Here is a 14947-nt window from a genome sequence, read left to right as displayed (position 1 = left end):
GCGGGGCAGGCCGCTACACTGGACGCCATTTCCATCGCATCCAAGGCCACTCATGAACGCGCCGCTAACCCCGCCGCCACCGCTGCTGCTACAGGAACGCAAACAAGCCATACTGGCCGCGCTGCGTGGCCTGCTTCCGCCGCATTGCCTGCTGTCCGAGCAGGAAGACACCCGACCCTACGAATGCGACGGCCTGACCGCCTACCGGCAGTTGCCGCTGGCCGTGGCGCTGCCCGAAACGGAGGCGCAGCTGATCGCGCTGCTGAAGGCGTGCAGCGCGCTGCAGGTACCCATCGTTCCGCGCGGCGCCGGCACAGGATTGTCCGGCGGCGCCATGCCGATCGCCGACGGCATCGTCATCTCGACCGCGAAGATGAGCCGCATCCTGGCGCTCGATCCGCTGGCGCGCACGGCGCGCGTGCAGCCCGGCGTGCGCAACCTGGCGATCTCCGAGGCGGCCGCCGCGCATGCGCTGTACTACGCGCCGGACCCGTCGTCGCAGATCGCCTGCACCATCGCCGGCAATGTGGCCGAGAATTCGGGCGGCGTCCACTGCCTCAAGTACGGCCTGACCCTGCATAACGTGATGCGGGTGCGGATGGTGTCGATGGACGGCGAGGTCATCGAACTCGGTGGCGCCGCGCTCGACGCGCCGGGCCTGGACCTGCTGGCGGTGTTCATCGGCTCCGAGGGCATGCTGGGCGTGGTCACCGAGGTCACGGTGCGCCTGATTCCGAAGCCGCCGCTTGCGCGAGTGATCATGGCATCCTTCGACGATGTCGTCACCGGCGGCGACGCGGTGGCGGAGGTGATCGCGGCCGGCATCATCCCCGCAGGGCTGGAGATGATGGACCGCACCAGCGCGCGCATGGTCGAACCCTTCGTCAAGGCCGGCTACGACACCGACGCCGCCGCCATCCTGCTGTGCGAATCGGACGGCATGCCGGAAGAGGTGGAGGAGGAAATCGAACGCATGAGCGAAGTGCTGCGCCGCGCCGGCGCCAGCGCCATCGCGGTGTCGGGCAGCGAGGCGGAGCGCATGCGCTTCTGGTCCGGCCGCAAGAACGCGTTTCCAGCGGCGGGCCGCATCTCGCCCGACTACTACTGCATGGACGGCACCATCCCGCGCAAGCGCCTGGCCGAAGTCCTGCAAGGCATCGCCGCCATGGAGCAGACCTACGGCCTGCGTTGCGCCAACGTGTTCCACGCGGGCGACGGCAACCTCCATCCGCTGATCATGTTCGATGCCAACGAGCCCGGTGAATTCGACCGCGCCGAACGCTTCGGCGAGGCGATCCTGGCGCTGTGCGTGGAAGTGGGCGGCACCATCACCGGCGAACATGGCGTGGGCATCGAGAAGATCGACGCCATGTGCGGGCAGTTCACGGTGAACGAGGTGGCCGCCTTCATCGGCGTGAAGCGCGCCTTCGATGGCGCCTTCCTGCTCAATCCGAACAAAGCCATACCCACGCTGGACCGCTGCGCCGCGTATGGCAAGCGGCAGGCGCGCGGCGGTGTGTTCAAGTTTGTCAAACAGGTGGGAGCATGACGATGGAATCGATAGTGAACCAGTTCCGCGACCGCATCGTGGCCGCCGGCGCCGCACGCACGCCGTTGCGCCTGCGCGGAGGCGGCAGCAAGAACTGGTACGGGCAAACGCCGGAGGGCGATGTGCTGGAGACGTCCGCCTACCAGGGCATCGTCGCTTATGAGCCAACGGAGCTGGTGGTGACGGCGCGTTGCGGCACGCCGCTGTGCGACCTGGAACGGGAGCTGGCCCTGCAGGGACAGATGCTGGCGTTCGAGCCGCCGCACTTCGGTCCCGGCGCCACGGTGGGCGGCATGGTGGCAGCTGGGCTGTCTGGCCCGCGCCGCCAGAGCGTGGGCGCGGTGCGCGATTTCGTGCTCGGCGCGGTGCTGATGGATGGCCGCGGCGAGATGCTGCGTTTCGGCGGGCAGGTGATGAAGAACGTGGCCGGCTACGATGTCTCGCGCCTGCTGGCCGGATCGCTGGGCGTGCTGGGGCTGATGCTGGAAGTATCGCTGAAAGTACTGCCACGGCCGACGGCGGAAGCCACGCTGCGGCTGCAGCTGGATCAGGAAGAGGCCTTGCTGCGCCTGAACCGCTGGGCGGGGCAGCCGTTGCCGCTGTCGGCGTCCGCCTGGCACGACGGCGTGCTCACATTGCGCCTGTCCGGCGCGCAGGCGGCGGTGGCGGCGGCCACCCAGTATATCGGCGGCGAGGCGCTCGAGCCGGAAGCTGCTGCGCTTTGGTGGAGCGATCTGCGCGAACACCGGCATGCCTGGTTCGAGGAGGCGGAGACGCCGCTGTGGCGCCTGTCGCTGCCGTCCACCACGCCGGCGAAGTCGCTGTCGGCCTTGGACGACGGCGCACAGTTGATCGAGTGGGGCGGCTCGCAACGCTGGCTGCGCAGCGCGGCCGATCCCGTCGCGCTGCGCGCGCGGGTGGCGGAGCTGGGCGGCCACGCCACCATGTTCCGCGGCGGCGACAAGCGGCATGGCGTGTTCCAGCCGCTGGCGCCTGCCGTGCAAGCGATCCACCGCAACCTCAAACAGCACTTCGACCCGGCCGGCATCTTCAATCCCGGCCGCATGTACCGGGACCTGTAACCATGCAAACCAATCTGGCAGAACAATTCAAGAACACCGCCGACGGCGACGAGGCCGAAGCCATCCTGCGCGCCTGCGTGCATTGCGGCTTCTGTACCGCGACCTGTCCCACCTATCAACTGCTGGGCGACGAGCTGGATGGACCGCGCGGCCGCATCTACCTGATCAAGCAGGTGCTGGAAGGGCAGGCGGCCACGGAGCGCACGCAGTTGCACCTGGACCGCTGCCTGAGCTGCCGCAACTGCGAGAGCACTTGTCCCTCCGGCGTGCAGTATGGCCGCCTGCTCGACATCGGCCGCAAGGTGGTGGAGCAGCAGGTGGGCAGGCCGGCGCGCCAGCGTTATGAACGGTTGCTGCTGAAGGAGGCGCTGCCGCGCGCATGGCTGTTCCGCCCCGCGATGAAGATGGGACGCATGGTGCGTCCGCTGCTGCCGGCGGCGTTGCAGGAAAAGGTGCAGCCCTTGCCGGATGCCGGCCCGTGGCCACGCGGCGGACAAGCGCGCAAGATGCTGCTGCTGGACGGTTGCGTGCAGCCGGAGATGGCGCCGAATATCAACAGCTCGGCGGCGCGCATCCTGGCGGCGCTGGATGTGGAACTGGTGGTGGCGCCGCGCGCCGGCTGCTGCGGCGCGATTCGCTATCACCTGGCCGACCACGATGGCGGCCTGGATGACATGCGGCGCAATATCGATGCGTGGTGGCCGCTGCTGGAAGCCGGCGCGGAAGCCATCGTGATGACCGCTTCCGGTTGCGGCGCCACGGTCAAGGAATACGGCCATCTGCTGCGCGACGATCCGGCCTACGCGGCCAAGGCGCACCGGGTGTCCGAGCTGACGCGCGACATCAGCGAGATACTGTACGACGAGCAGGCGGGCTTGCAGGCGTTGCTGAAGCAGCGGCCACCCGCCGAGCCGGTGGCGTTTCATCCGCCATGCACGCTGCAGCACGCGCAGCGCATACGCGGCAAGGTCGAGGAGCTGCTGCGCGGCCTGGGCGTCGACGTGCGCCTGTGCGCGGACAGCCATCTGTGCTGCGGCTCGGCCGGCACGTATTCGCTGCTGCAGCCGGAGTTGTCGCACCAGCTGCGCGACCGCAAGCTGGCCAATCTGCAGGCCACGGGCGCGGCCCGCATCGTGTCCGCCAACATCGGTTGCCAAAGCCACCTGCAATCGGGGACGCCGATGCCGGTCGGGCACTGGATCGAATTGATCGACCAGATGCTGGCGTGACGCGCGGCGCGCCTTAATTGTTCATGCGCTGGGTATGCGTCCACTGGTGGTCGGACGCATACACGGCCGAGCTGTAGGTGCGGTAGGTCTGGCCTTCGCCCGGCCACGGGTTCATGATGTAGATGTAGTTGACCCCGTTGTAGGTTTCATAGCCGCGTCCAACCATGATGTGGCCACCGCCGCCGGTCCAGCCGTAGCGGATCACGAACGGCCGGTTGGCGTTGATGTCCGATACCACGCTGTTCCACGACGATGCCGAGTTGTAGGCCGTGTTGGATACGCCCCACGCGTTGAGGATGTTCTGCACGCTGCCGTTGCTGCCGTACATATTGTTGGGCTGGTTGGCGTAGCTGTTCCAGTTGAAGGTCGAATTGCCGCAGGCGTAGTTCAGGCCGAAGGCCCAGTTGACGATCTGGCACTGGCTGGGCGATTGGCCGTAGTAGTTCAGCACGGCCTTGCTGGAGCCGGCCCAGCACCACTGGCTGTGCTCCTGCGTGACCAGCGGCACGTTCAAGGTCTTCCATTGCGCGAAGGCGGAGGGCAGGGCGGCCAGCAAGCCGGCGCTCAATATCAGGCTGTTCAATTTTTTCATGTGAGTCTCCTTGTCCCGCGCGGCTTAGCGCGTGCTGTCCAGGTTTTTTTTGACCGCCACGCGCAGCGGCTCCAGCAGGTCGCTCGCGTCGAGCAGGCCGTCGCCGGCGCCTTTGCGTTGCAGCAGCAGCGACTGGCGCGCCGAATGCAAGGGCGCGAAGCGCACCGCGCCGTTCTGGGCGGAGCTCACTTCCAGGAAATCGGACTGGGCCTGGTAGATGCGCAGCACCCGCACGTTCGAGCGTTCCGCGTTGGCGTAGGCGCCCATGGCCGCGTCGAGATCCTTGGCCATCACGGAGGCGCCATAGGCCACCGTCTCCCATTTGCCGTTGACCTGTTCGACCGTGGCCAGGCCGATCGGCTGGTCGTGGAGGGTGATGACGAAGCGCCAGATGCCGGTTGGCCGGGTCATGGCCTTCATCTCGCGGCGGCCGGCCAGCAGGTCGGTCGGATCGATGGTGTAGACCGGGAAGCCGTAGGCGATGCGGGCATCCTTCAGGTCCTGCACGTCTGCCACTTCCAGCGGGAAGCCTTGCGGCGCGCTGCCGGCATGGTTCTGCACCTGGTATTGAACGAACTGGGCGAAATCGCGCCGGACGGCGCTGGCGGCGCCGTCGCGCTGCGACTGCGGCGATGCGCTCAGTTGCGCGGCCTGCGTGGTCTGCGCATACAGCGCGGGGCTGGACAGGGCCAGGCAGCTTGCGGCGGCCAAGCCAAGTAAGATGGAAATGCGCGGCATGGTATCGGTCTCCTCTTGCGGTGGAATGGGGTGATGCGGCAGCCATTCTAGGTAATCCAAATTGCAAGTTTGTCGTTTTTGAATAATTGAGACAGATGCTCCGAGTCTTTTGCGTTTCTTAACAATCGAAAGTCGCTGGCGGATGATGTGACGTATTGCAACGTGTCATCACAATTGCTGTCCACGTGCAGGTTTGGGTTGTATTATTAAGTCCATCGTCATGTTCAATCCACAGAGGTGCATTCATGTCAGAAGCAAAAAAATATCGTCTGGTCACCCGCAGCGATTTCGACGGGCTGGTGTGCGCAGTCCTGTTAAAACACCTGAATATGATCGATGAGATCCTGTTCGTGCACCCGAAGGATATGCAGGACGGTAAGATCGCCATCAGCGACAATGACATCACCACCAATCTGCCGTTTGTGCCGGGCGTGCATATCGCCTTCGACCACCATTTGTCGGAGACCATCCGCAATACGGGCGAACGCAAGAACCATGTGATCCATCCGGAGGCGCCGTCGGCGGCGCGCGTGGTGTACGACTACTACGGCGCCGAGAAGGCCTTCCCGGCTTCCTGGCACGACATGATGGTGGCGGTGGACAAGGGCGACGCCGCGCGCTTCAACGAGCAGGAGGTGCTCAATCCGGAGGGCTGGGATCTGCTGAACTTCCTGATGGATGCGCGCACGGGCCTGGGCCGCTTCCGCGAGTTCCGCATCTCGAACTACAACCTGATGATGGACCTGATCGATTATTGCAAGAACCATACGATCGACCAGATCATGGCCTTGCCGGACGTGAAGGAGCGAAAGGAGCTGTACTTCGAGCATGCCGAGAAGTGCAAGGAGCAGATCCGCCGCTGCGCCACCGTGCACAAGAACTTGGTGGTGCTGGACCTGCGTGACGAGGAGATCATCTACGCCGGCAACCGCTTCATCATCTATGCGATGTATCCGCAGACGAATATCTCGATCCACGTGCTGTGGGGCTTGAAGAACCAGAACACCGTGTTCGCCACCGGTAAGTCGATCCTGAACCGTACGTCCAAGACCAATATCGGTGCGCTGATGCTGGAGTACGGCGGCGGCGGGCATGAGAATGCCGGGACGTGCCAGGTCGATAATGAGCGGGCGGAGGAGGTGCTGGAAGCGCTGATTGCCCGGATCAACTCGGAAGGCTGAAAAAAAGGCGCTCTGATGAGCGCCTCTCTATTTACGCCTCTTCCTTCTCAGGCAAGGCGATCTGGTTGTCCGTGCTGAACTGATAATCCTTGAACACGTGCTCGGCGGTGAGCAGCTGGTACTCGCCGTCGGCCTTCTTGTGCGTGGTGTCCTTCAGGCGGTAGGTGTAGTGGCCGCAGGTCCAGCAGTTGAAGTTGCGCATGTGGGTGCACAGGCAGGTCTTGTCCATGACCACGATGTTCTTCTCGGTCGGATGCGCCGCCACTTCGCGGTTGTACGAATTGATGTAGGCGCAGTTGCCGGTCGCGTCCAGCAGGTAGCCGTACGATTCGCAGCCCGGACGGATGCCCGCGCCGATGGCCGGCGTGTTCTTGAGCATGCGCATCGGATAGCCGGTCGGCGAGATGCCGTTGACGATGATGTCCTCTTCCGACGCCTTGAAGTACTCCTGCTTGACCTTGGCCGGCAGGCCGCACTCGTTGGTGACGGTGAAGCGGGTCGCCACCTGCACGCCCGCCGCGCCCGCTTCCAGGAAGCGCACCGCGTCGCTGCCGGTGAAGATGCCGCCGGCCGCGATCAGCGGGATGTCCAGGTTCTCGGCCTTCAGGTAGTCCAGCAGTTCCTGCGTGATGGTCATCAGGTCGTACTCGGCCCAGTCCATGCCGAAGCCCAGGTGGCCGCCGGCCAGCGGGCCTTCGACGATGATGTAGTCGGGCAGGCGGTCCAGCTTGGCGTTCTTGCGCAGGAAGATCTGCAGCGCGCGCACCGACGAGACGATGATGCCCAGCTTGGCTTCGCGGAAGCGCGGGTGGTCCGCCATCAGCGCGAACGAGCCGAAGTGCAGGCCGGCCGACAGCGTGATGCCGTCCACGCCGGCATCCAGCGCCGCGTTCAGGCGGGTGCGCAGGGTTTCGCGCGGGCCGTTCATGGTCAGCTTTTCCATGCAGTTGACGAAGATCAGGCCGGGGCCTTTTTTCGCCGCCATGGTGGCGCCGATGTGGCGGCGCTGCGCGTCGGCCAGGCGTTCCAGGTCGAACTGCACCACGGACTTGTCCATGTTGTTGATGTTGAACTTGTACAGCTTGGTCTTGTCCTTGACGAAGCTGGTGTCGAACTTGCGGTCCGATACGTCTTCGACCATGGCATCCGAGATGTGGCCGATGCCGCCCAGGCGGGCCGCTTCCAGCGCCAGCTCCGAGGTCGAAATATCCACTCCCATTCCGCCGACCATGATGGGCACGTACTCGTTTTTGCCAAATCGCAGGCGGAAATCATCAACACGTTTCATTGCTATCCTTAGACTACCGTAGTGGTTGCCGGGCAAAAAGCCCGGCGCTATGCGTGATATGCGGTCGCGCGGCAGTACACATTGCATGGAGCGGGTTCGATTCTACTCCATGTGTACTACAGCATTGTGACGCCGCGGGGGGCGTCGCGCGAGGGATCAGTCGCGGAAGTTGTTGAATTCCAGCGGCATGTCCGGCACGTCCTTGCGCAGCATGGCCATGGCCGCTTGCAGGTCGTCGCGCTTGGCGCCGGTGACGCGCACGGACTCGCCCTGGATGCTCGCTTGCACTTTCATCTTGCTGTCCTTGATGACGCGCACGATTTTCTTTGCATCATCGGATTCGATGCCGTTCTTGACCTTGATCACTTGCTTGACCTTGTCGCCGCCGATCTTCTTGATGTCGCCGTCTTCCAGGAAGCGGACATCGACTTTGCGCTTGGCCAGCTTGTTGGTGAGCACGTCGCGCACCTGCTGCAACTGGAATTCGGAATCGGCGACGACGGTCAGTTCGTTTTCCTTGTGCTCGACCGAGGCGCCCGTACCCTTGAAATCGAAGCGGGTGGCGATTTCCTTTTGAGATTGCTCGACGGCATTCTTCACTTCGATCATATCGGCTTCGGAGACTACATCAAACGACGGCATAACTATTTCCTTTTCGTGTGGCATGCAGCGTGCATTCAATCCGCTGCATCAAAGACTGACATTTTAACGGACATCGGGCCGAAAGCCGCCATATCGACACTGGTTTTTTGCTTGTTTCGCTCTATAATCGATGAAATTTCCCAGGTTTTTCCTCCATGCATCCACAGTCAGCCATCCAGTACCAGTTCCCACTTCAGTCCCTCAACACCTTTGGCATCGCGGCAAGCGCGCACGCGTATTTGCGCGTGACGAAAACAGAGCAACTGCTCGGCGTTTTTGCCGATGCCGCCTGGGTTTCTTTGCCGAAGCTGGTGCTGGGCGGCGGCAGCAATCTGCTGCTGACCGGGGACTTTCCCGGCCTGGTGCTGCACATCGCGCTGCAGGGGCGCGAGGTGCTGGCCGATGATGCGGGCCATCACTACGTGCGGGCGGCTGCCGGCGAGAACTGGCACGAGTTCGTGCAGTGGACGCTGGCACAAGGGCTGGGCGGTCTGGAGAACCTGTCGCTGATACCGGGCACGGTGGGCGCGGCGCCGATCCAGAACATCGGCGCCTACGGCCTCGAAACCAAGGACGTGTTCCACAGCGTGACCGTGTTCGATCCGGCCAGCGGCGAGACGCGCACGATGGATGCCGCGGCCTGCCGCTTCGGTTATCGCGACAGCGTCTTCAAGCAGGACGGCGGCCGTCACCTGATCATTCTCGACGTGTGCTTCGCGCTGCCCAAGCGCTGGCAGCCCAACCTGCGCTACGCGGAACTGGCGCAGGCGCTGGCGGAGCAGGGCATCGCCGCGCCAACGGCGCAGCAGGTAGCCGACACGGTGATCGCGATCCGCCGCCGCAAGCTGCCCGATCCCGCAGTGATCGGCAACGCGGGCAGCTTCTTCAAGAATCCGGTGGTGACGGCGGCGCAGTGCGCGGCGCTGCTGGAGCGCTTCCCGGCGCTGGTGCATCACGCGCAGCCGGACGGCAGCGAGAAGCTGGCGGCGGGTTGGCTGATCGATCAATGCGGATGGAAGGGGCGCAACCTGGGCGCGGCGGGCGTGTACCCGAAACAGGCGCTGGTGCTGGTCAACAATGGCGGCGCGAAGGGCGCGGACGTGGTGGCGCTGGCGCGGGCGATCCAGGCGGACGTGCAGGCGCGCTATGGCGTGCTGCTGGAGCCGGAGCCGGTGTTCATTTAAACATGGCGGGCGCGCGGCCCGCCATGACGCGTATCAGCCGAAATGCGTTAGCCGAAGTGGCAAACGTAATCGACCGTCTCCACGGTCTCGATATCGAAGCTCGAATTGCCGCCCACCTTGAACTCCTGGCCTGCCGCGTAGGTCTGCCATTCGCTGGCGCCGGCCAGGCGCACCTTGCATACGCCGCCGATGATCTCCATCGTTTCCGGCGCGCCGGTGTTGAAGGTCAGGCTGGAAGGGAAGATCACGCCGACGCTTTTCTTGCTGCCGTCGGCGAAAATCACATTGTGCGAAACGCATTTGCCGTCGAAGTAGATATTCGATTTCTTGACGACGCTGACTTGATCAAATTGAGCACTCATGCTGCTGTTTTTCCTTGGTTCGATGCGGAGGGGAGACCAGGCACGTCGGCCGCGTTCATCACGCGGTTACGGCCGCCGCGCTTGGCGGCATACAGGGCCTGGTCGGCTTGTTGGATCAACTGCTCGATGCTGGAGGAGGGCGACGGCACCACGCTCGCCACGCCGATCGACATGGTCACGGTGGAAAATTCGGTCTCCGCCAGCGGGTTCTCGATGGCCAGTTGTTCCAGATGGCGGCGGCACGACTCGGCCACGATCAGTGCCCCAGTCAGTGGTGTCTCCGGCAGGATAATGGCGAATTCCTCGCCGCCGTAGCGCGCGGCCAGGTCGGCCGGTCGCTTGAGGTGTTCGGTTAATACGGCGGCCACTTTTTTCAGGCACAAATCGCCCGACTGGTGGCCGAAGCTGTCGTTATAACGCTTGAAGAAATCCACGTCGCACAACAGCAGCGTCAAGGGCTGCTTGTCGCGCTGGCCGCGCTGCCATTCCACGCGCATGCACTCGTCGAAGCGGCGGCGGTTGGCGATGCCGGTCAGGCCGTCGAGCGCGGCCAGCTTTTGCAGCTCCAGGTTGGCCTCGGCCAGCCGCTGCTCGCTCTCGCGCAGGAAGCGGAAGGCCTGGTCGCGCTGCAGCCGGCTGACATGCGCGCCCGAATGGTAGCGGATGCGCGCCAGCAGTTCCAGCTGGTCCGGCAGCTTGACCATGTAGTCGTTGGCGCCGGTGGCGAAGCTGTGCGCCTTGAGCTTGGGGTCTTCCTTGGCCGAGAGGACGATCACCGGCACATGACGCAGTTCTTCCCGCGCGCGGTACTGCTGGATCAGCGCGAAGCCGTCGATGTTCGGCATCACCAGGTCCTGCAGGATCACGGTCGGCTGCCACTGCATCGCGCTTTGCAGCGCCTGCGAGGCATCGCTCACGGCGTGAAATTCGATGTCGTCCTGGCCGCGCAACATGCGGCGCACCGCTTCGACGATGATCAACTGGTCGTCCACCAGCAGCACACGGGCCTTGAACGCCGTCAGCGACTGCCCTGTATCTGCTGCGATTACGTGTGCTTCTGACATCTGCGTTCTCTTTTAATGCCTATCAGGTGCTGCCGCCCAGGGTGGTGCGCAATACCGGCCCGATTTTCGCCAGCGGTAAAATCATCTGCGCCGCATCCAGCTCGGCGGCGGCGCGCGGCATGCCGTAGACGGCGCTGCTGGCCTGGTCCTGGGCGATGGTGAGCTGGCCCGCGCGGCGCATGGCCAGCAGGCCTTCGGCGCCGTCGCGGCCCATGCCGGTCAACAGCACGCCCACCGCCTCGCTCTTCCAGTGCTGCGCCACGCAGCGGAAAAACACGTCGACCGAAGGACGGTAGGCGTAGTCCTTCGGATTCGCATCGTAACGTAATCGATTGTTTTGATCCAGCGTTAAGTGGTCGTTGCTCTTGGCGACAAGGACGGCGCCGGCCACCAGTTCGTCGCCGTCCTCGGCGGAGCGCACCGGCATTTCCAGGTGCTCCCCCAGCCAGCGGGCGAAATTGTCGGCGAAGTGCTGGTCGATGTGCTGCACCACCACGACGGCGCAGCCGCGTGGCGGCTTCCAGCCGGCCAGCATCTTTGCCACCGCCATCGGCCCGCCGGTGGAGGCGCCGATCGCCAGCAGCGACGTGACGCGCTGCGGCGCGTCGTGCGCTTCCGCGCCGTGGTGGTTGCCATTGTTGCCATTGCCATTGGCGTGGGTGGCCGTCTTCGGCATCATGGCCTGGTTGCCGCCGCTGTGGCGTATCAGCTTGTCCATGGTGCGGATCTTGGCCAGCAGTTCCACGTCGCCGTCCGGTTTCCCCTGCAGTACCGGGGTCGCCGTCACGTCCAGCGCGCCGGCGCCCAGCGCGCGGAACACCTGGTTGACGTTGTCCTGCGGCCGGCCGGTCACCACCAGGATGGCGCACGGGCTTTGCTCCATGATCTGGCGGGTCGCCTCCACGCCGTCCAGCTCTGGCATGTTCAGGTCCATCAGGATCAGGTCGGGCCGGTTGTCGGCGCACATGCGCACCGCCTCCGCGCCGGTACGGGCGATCCACAGCACCTGGTGTTCCGCGGTGCTGGCCACAACCCGCCGCAGCGCTTCGGCTGCCATGGCGACGTCGTTGGCGATGGCGATCTTCATATCCTGGCCTCTCCAATCAAATCGCTGACCGCGTCGAGCAGCGTCTCGTCGTGGAAGCTGCCCTTGGTCAGGTAATAATCGGCGCCGGCCGAGAGTCCGCGTGCGCGGTCTTCGGGGCGGTCTTTGTAAGAGACTATCATGACCGGCAGTTTGTGCAAGTGAATATCCTTCTTGATCAGCGTGACCAGCTCGATGCCGTCCATGCGCGGCATGTCGACGTCGGTGATCACCAGGTCGTAGTCGCCGCTGCGCACCACGTTCCAGCCGTCGATGCCGTCGATGGCGATATCGACCAGGAAGCCCCTGCCCAGCAGCAGCTTGCGTTCCATCTCGCGCACGGTGAGCGAATCGTCGACCACCAGGATGCGCTTGGTCTTGCGGCGCCCGGCCTGGTCGGCCCTGGTCAGCTGATGCAGGCCGCCTTCGTGCAGCAGCTTGTCGATCGACAGCAGCAGGTCGGGCACGTCGAGGATCAGCACCGGCTCGCCGTCGTCGAGCAGGGCGGCGGCGGAGATGTCGCGCATCTTGCCGAAGGTGGGATCGAGCGCCTGCACCGCGAGGCTTTGCTCGCCGCGTATGCCTTGCACCACCAGCGCGTAGCGGCGCGCACCGCTGCCGAGGACCACCACCGCCAGCTCGTCGCTGCCAGTGTCGGTGTCGCCCAGCTCCAGCACCTGCGAGGCCGAGACCAGCCCCAGATGCTCGCCGCCCAAGTCGAAGAACTGCTTGCTCTCCAGCGTGTGGATGGCGGTGCGCGGCACCTTGGCCACGCGCTCCACCTGCACGATGGGCACGGCGTAGGCTTCGCCCTTGATGTCGACCACCAGCGCGCGCACGATCGATTGCGTCAGCGGCAGCGTGATGCAGGTGCGGAAGCCGACGCCCAGTTCCGATTCGATACGCACGGTGCCGTTCTGCGCGCGGATGGTTTCGTGCACGATGTCCAGGCCGACGCCGCGCCCGGAAATCTCGGTGGTGCTTTCCTTCAGGCTGAAGGCCGGCAGGAACAGGAACTCCAGCAGCTCGGCGGGCGACAGCGAGGCCGCCATCTGCCCGCTGGCCATCTTGCGCTCGACCACCTTGGCGCGGATCTTTTCCAGGTCCACGCCGCGGCCGTCGTCGCTGATCTCGATACTGAGCATGCCGGCGCGGTGCTTCGCCTCCAATATGATGATGCCGGCGCCGGGCTTGCCGGCGGCGACGCGGCCGGCCGGCGTGTCCATGCCGTGGTCGACGGAGTTGCGCAGCATGTGGTTGAGCGGGCTTTCGATTTTCGCCAGGATGTCGCGGTCGACCAGCGTGTCCTCGCCGACGATCTGCAACTGCACTTCCTTGCCCATGCCGCGCGCCAGGTCGCGCACCATGCGCGGGAAGGCTTGCACGCCGTCGCGGAAGGGGCGCATGCGCAGCGTCAGCACCTCGTCCACCATGTTCTGCGAAACGGCCAGCAGGCGGCGTTCGTAGGCTTCGATGTCGGCGATGTGCTCAAGGACGAACTGCTTGAGCGGGTGGGTTTTTTGCAGCGCCAGCAGGGACTTTTCTTTCAGGCCGGCGTCGCTGCTGTTGGCGATCGCCTCGTGCAGCTGTTCGACCAGCGCGAACAGGCTGCTCTGGTTGCGCTTGAAGCGCTGCAGGTCCTGGATGAAGGGATGCATCTGGTGCGCGTTGATGCGCGACTCGCTGGCCAGCGACAGCAGCCGGTCGAAGTTCTGCGCGGTCTTCAGCACGGCCGGCGCGCGCGGCGCAATGGGCGGTGCTTCCTCGGCCGGCGCGGGGGGCTGCACCGGTACCGGCACTGGCGATGGCATCGGCGGCGCGGGCGGCGCCAGGTTCGCCGGCTCGGGCAGGAAGGCGATATTGGCGATGGTGTCCAGTGTCTTCCTGATCAGCGCCGCGTTGGCGCCCAGCCAGCCTTCGACGCCGCTGTCCTGCAATCGCGACAGCTGCAGTATCAGGTCGACGCCGGCCAGCAGCGCGTCCACGCGGTTGGGCGTGAGCGCCAGCTTGCCGCGTTGCGCGGCGACGAAGGCGTCCTCCATGCCGTGCGCCAGCTGCACCACCACCTCCAGGCCGACGATGGCGGCCGCGCCCTTGATCGAGTGCGCCGCGCGCATCATCGATTCGACCGCGCCGGCGTCGTCCTTCAGGCGCTCCATGGCCAGCAGGCCGTCGGTGAGGATCTGCGTCTGGCTCTCGGCCTCCATGCGGAACAGGTCCAGCATGGAGAATTGGCTCAGGTCTCCGTTGTTATCCTGGCTCATCGCAGCGACCTCGCAAGTTGGTAGCCGATCAGCGCCGAATCGAGCACGCCGATATGCATGTCTTGATGCGCTATCACGCCCGACAGAAAGCGCGACAACCCCTTGTTGATGGTGGCGGCCGGCGCCTGCACGGACTTGGTGGCGTAGCGCAGGATGCCGTGCAGATCGGCCACCGGCAGGGCGTAGGCCTGGTCCTCCCATTGGGTGAGCAGCAGGCGCGCGAAGGTGTGGCGGCCGGTGGCGGCGTCGCCTTCGTTTTCGTCGATGCCCAGCAAGGCCGCCAGCGACATGCAGGGATACAGCGTGCCGCCGACGTTGACGATGCCGCTCAAGCCGGGTTCCGTGCGATGCGGCAGGCGGTGCGGTTTGGCCTGCGGCGCCACCGAGACGAATATTTTGGTCGGCAGCGACAACCATTCGCGGCCGATGCGGAACACCAGGCAAGAGGCATCCAGCTGCTGCGTGCCGGCGGCGGGCTGCCGGAAGTGGGCGGCCCATTCCTTTTTGTAGTCGTCGCCGACGGGGCGTTGCAGGTTGCGCTGGGCCGCGCCGCCGTACACTTCGCAATTGCGGCAGTGGACCGCCTGCTCGAGCTTCTCGCAGCTTTGGTCGCCGATGACGCCGATGCGGTTCCAGCAGTCGTCGATGCTGGCGATGGCGATGGGGGAAGTGGTCGTGTTCATGGTCG

The 14947-nt window shown here is 64.9% G+C and carries 14 protein-coding genes; 5 read left to right on the top strand and 9 right to left on the bottom strand.

Features of this window, described 5'->3' with window-relative positions; genetic code table 11:
* Positions 1 to 52 precede the first annotated feature (52 nt).
* From GTP90_RS08960 to glcF, 3 genes are read left to right on the top strand one after another with little or no spacing between them, the layout of a single operon-like run.
* Positions 53 to 1549 (top strand): FAD-linked oxidase C-terminal domain-containing protein, encoded by a 1497-nt coding sequence (locus GTP90_RS08960; RefSeq protein ID WP_161083169.1) that lies wholly within the window; start codon positions 53 to 55, stop codon positions 1547 to 1549.
* Positions 1546 to 2631 carry a glycolate oxidase subunit GlcE gene (glcE, locus tag GTP90_RS08955; RefSeq protein ID WP_161083168.1) on the top strand — a complete coding sequence of 362 codons (1086 nt, stop codon included), beginning with the start codon at positions 1546 to 1548 and terminating at the stop codon, positions 2629 to 2631. Before GTP90_RS08960 ends, glcE begins: the two co-directional genes overlap by 4 nt.
* Positions 2632 to 2633: 2 nt before the next feature.
* Positions 2634 to 3860 (top strand): glycolate oxidase subunit GlcF, encoded by a 1227-nt coding sequence (glcF, locus tag GTP90_RS08950; RefSeq protein ID WP_161083167.1) that lies wholly within the window; start codon positions 2634 to 2636, stop codon positions 3858 to 3860.
* Positions 3861 to 3873: 13 nt separating this feature from the next.
* Here the strand turns inward: glcF and GTP90_RS08945 are convergent, their stop codons facing one another.
* Both GTP90_RS08945 and GTP90_RS08940 read right to left on the bottom strand, forming a co-directional pair.
* Complete coding sequence (locus GTP90_RS08945; RefSeq protein ID WP_161083166.1) at positions 3874 to 4452, bottom strand: C39 family peptidase; 579 nt, start codon at positions 4450 to 4452, stop codon at positions 3874 to 3876.
* A 24-nt stretch (positions 4453 to 4476) separates the two neighbouring features.
* Positions 4477 to 5190: a hypothetical protein gene (locus GTP90_RS08940; protein WP_161083165.1), complete on the bottom strand. Its 714-nt coding sequence runs from the start codon at positions 5188 to 5190 to the stop codon at positions 4477 to 4479.
* Between the two features lie 245 nt (positions 5191 to 5435).
* Here GTP90_RS08940 and GTP90_RS08935 point away from each other — a divergent pair, with 245 nt between their 5' ends.
* Positions 5436 to 6371 (top strand): exopolyphosphatase, encoded by a 936-nt coding sequence (locus GTP90_RS08935; protein ID WP_161083164.1) that lies wholly within the window; start codon positions 5436 to 5438, stop codon positions 6369 to 6371.
* 31 nt (positions 6372 to 6402) lie between these two features.
* Here GTP90_RS08935 and GTP90_RS08930 read toward each other — a convergent pair whose 3' ends face one another.
* Positions 6403 to 7659: a nitronate monooxygenase gene (locus tag GTP90_RS08930; RefSeq protein WP_161083163.1), complete on the bottom strand. Its 1257-nt coding sequence runs from the start codon at positions 7657 to 7659 to the stop codon at positions 6403 to 6405.
* Between the two features lie 156 nt (positions 7660 to 7815).
* Positions 7816 to 8301, bottom strand: a complete 486-nt coding sequence (locus tag GTP90_RS08925) for a YajQ family cyclic di-GMP-binding protein (RefSeq protein ID WP_161083162.1) — start codon at positions 8299 to 8301, stop codon at positions 7816 to 7818.
* A 155-nt stretch (positions 8302 to 8456) separates the two neighbouring features.
* Between GTP90_RS08925 and murB the strand changes: the two genes are divergently transcribed.
* Complete coding sequence (gene murB / locus GTP90_RS08920; RefSeq protein ID WP_161083161.1) at positions 8457 to 9485, top strand: UDP-N-acetylmuramate dehydrogenase; 1029 nt, start codon at positions 8457 to 8459, stop codon at positions 9483 to 9485.
* 47 nt (positions 9486 to 9532) lie between these two features.
* On the opposite strand, the gene ppnP is transcribed toward murB, so the two are convergent.
* The 5 genes from ppnP to GTP90_RS08895 are packed head-to-tail and all read right to left on the bottom strand — an operon-like array spanning position 9533 to position 14942.
* A complete protein-coding gene (ppnP, locus tag GTP90_RS08915; protein ID WP_020705687.1) occupies positions 9533 to 9847 on the bottom strand; it encodes a pyrimidine/purine nucleoside phosphorylase in 315 nt (104 codons plus the stop codon).
* Complete coding sequence (locus tag GTP90_RS08910; protein ID WP_161083160.1) at positions 9844 to 10911, bottom strand: diguanylate cyclase; 1068 nt, start codon at positions 10909 to 10911, stop codon at positions 9844 to 9846. Before GTP90_RS08910 ends, ppnP begins: the two co-directional genes overlap by 4 nt.
* A 22-nt stretch (positions 10912 to 10933) precedes the next feature.
* Positions 10934 to 11998 carry a chemotaxis-specific protein-glutamate methyltransferase CheB gene (gene cheB / locus GTP90_RS08905; protein ID WP_161083159.1) on the bottom strand — a complete coding sequence of 355 codons (1065 nt, stop codon included), beginning with the start codon at positions 11996 to 11998 and terminating at the stop codon, positions 10934 to 10936.
* The gene (locus GTP90_RS08900; RefSeq protein ID WP_161083158.1) at positions 11995 to 14259 is read right to left on the bottom strand and encodes a hybrid sensor histidine kinase/response regulator; all 2265 of its coding nucleotides are present in this window, start codon (positions 14257 to 14259) and stop codon (positions 11995 to 11997) included. Before GTP90_RS08900 ends, cheB begins: the two co-directional genes overlap by 4 nt.
* Positions 14256 to 14942 (bottom strand): chemotaxis protein CheW, encoded by a 687-nt coding sequence (locus GTP90_RS08895; RefSeq protein ID WP_161083157.1) that lies wholly within the window; start codon positions 14940 to 14942, stop codon positions 14256 to 14258. Before GTP90_RS08895 ends, GTP90_RS08900 begins: the two co-directional genes overlap by 4 nt.
* Positions 14943 to 14947: the final 5 nt, after the last annotated feature.

The organism is Duganella vulcania (assembly GCF_009857655.1).
Taxonomy (GTDB): domain Bacteria; phylum Pseudomonadota; class Gammaproteobacteria; order Burkholderiales; family Burkholderiaceae_D; genus Rugamonas; species Rugamonas vulcania.
Note: the sequence above shows the minus strand (reverse complement) of the source record. Positions and strands in the feature narration are given on the sequence as shown.

Bases quoted from the DNA above. Each gene is read 5' to 3' on its own strand.
- GTP90_RS08960 (WP_161083169.1), top strand. From the start codon at position 53: ATGAACGCGCCGCTAACCCCGCCGCCACCGCTGCTGCTACAGGAACGC.
- glcE (WP_161083168.1), top strand. From the start codon at position 1,546: ATGACGATGGAATCGATAGTGAACCAGTTCCGCGACCGCATCGTGGCC.
- glcF (WP_161083167.1), top strand. From the start codon at position 2,634: ATGCAAACCAATCTGGCAGAACAATTCAAGAACACCGCCGACGGCGAC.
- GTP90_RS08945 (WP_161083166.1), bottom strand. From the start codon at position 4,452: ATGAAAAAATTGAACAGCCTGATATTGAGCGCCGGCTTGCTGGCCGCC.
- GTP90_RS08940 (WP_161083165.1), bottom strand. From the start codon at position 5,190: ATGCCGCGCATTTCCATCTTACTTGGCTTGGCCGCCGCAAGCTGCCTG.
- GTP90_RS08935 (WP_161083164.1), top strand. From the start codon at position 5,436: ATGTCAGAAGCAAAAAAATATCGTCTGGTCACCCGCAGCGATTTCGAC.
- GTP90_RS08930 (WP_161083163.1), bottom strand. From the start codon at position 7,659: ATGAAACGTGTTGATGATTTCCGCCTGCGATTTGGCAAAAACGAGTAC.
- GTP90_RS08925 (WP_161083162.1), bottom strand. From the start codon at position 8,301: ATGCCGTCGTTTGATGTAGTCTCCGAAGCCGATATGATCGAAGTGAAG.
- murB (WP_161083161.1), top strand. From the start codon at position 8,457: ATGCATCCACAGTCAGCCATCCAGTACCAGTTCCCACTTCAGTCCCTC.
- ppnP (WP_020705687.1), bottom strand. From the start codon at position 9,847: ATGAGTGCTCAATTTGATCAAGTCAGCGTCGTCAAGAAATCGAATATC.
- GTP90_RS08910 (WP_161083160.1), bottom strand. From the start codon at position 10,911: ATGTCAGAAGCACACGTAATCGCAGCAGATACAGGGCAGTCGCTGACG.
- cheB (WP_161083159.1), bottom strand. From the start codon at position 11,998: ATGAAGATCGCCATCGCCAACGACGTCGCCATGGCAGCCGAAGCGCTG.
- GTP90_RS08900 (WP_161083158.1), bottom strand. From the start codon at position 14,259: ATGAGCCAGGATAACAACGGAGACCTGAGCCAATTCTCCATGCTGGAC.
- GTP90_RS08895 (WP_161083157.1), bottom strand. From the start codon at position 14,942: ATGAACACGACCACTTCCCCCATCGCCATCGCCAGCATCGACGACTGC.